Annotated in this window: 1 pseudogene; it reads left to right on the plus strand. The window is 48.8% G+C overall.

Going from position 1 to position 724, the window contains the following annotated elements:
• A pseudogene (locus tag D8792_RS11015) lies at positions 1–724 on the plus strand (Mbeg1-like protein); the annotation flags it as partial.

Raw genomic sequence — 724 nt, forward strand, 5'->3', positions numbered from 1 at the left:
ATCAAGCCTGAGACCTATGTCCTGACCTTCCGCGGAACCGATGATTCCATTATCGGCTGGAAAGAGGACTTCCACATGACCTATATGGATCAGGTCCCAGCTCAAAAAACGGCGGTCAATTATCTGCGAAAAGCCATGGATGCTCTGCCTGGGCAGTTCATCCTGACGGGCCACTCGAAGGGCGGCAACTTAGCTTCCTACGCTGCTAGTCAGATCGAGCCAGAGTATCAAGAGCGCATTCAGAGCATTTACAGCTATGATGCTCCTGGACTGAATCACTCGGTCATCACCAGTCAAGGCTACCAGACTATTTCAGACAAGATAAAGCGCTACATTCCGCAAGGCTCTATCGTCGGAATGATGCTCGAAACGCCCAAGCAGGCTCAGATTGTCAAAAGTACAGCTATCGGCTCTGGCCCAGCACGATACCTTCACTTGGCAGATCAGTGGCCAGACTTTTGTCCTACTGGACAACCTTAATCCAGACAGCCTTCAAGTAGATAAAACTCTGAAAAACTGGGTAGATAGCGTTTCTGATGACGAACTAAAAGACTTTTTCGACCTCTTTTTCGGCCTCATCCTAGATGCTGGCATCAGCTCCATCAATGACCTCACNAAGCTGGAAAATTTCAACAAAATCCTAGCTGTTTTTGAAAATGCCAATGCTCTCACAGACCAGGAGCGGGAAATGCTGTCGCGCCTCGCCAAACTACTGGTAGACATG

Origin of the sequence: Streptococcus cristatus (assembly GCF_003943505.1) — a bacterium.
Taxonomy (GTDB): domain Bacteria; phylum Bacillota; class Bacilli; order Lactobacillales; family Streptococcaceae; genus Streptococcus; species Streptococcus cristatus_E.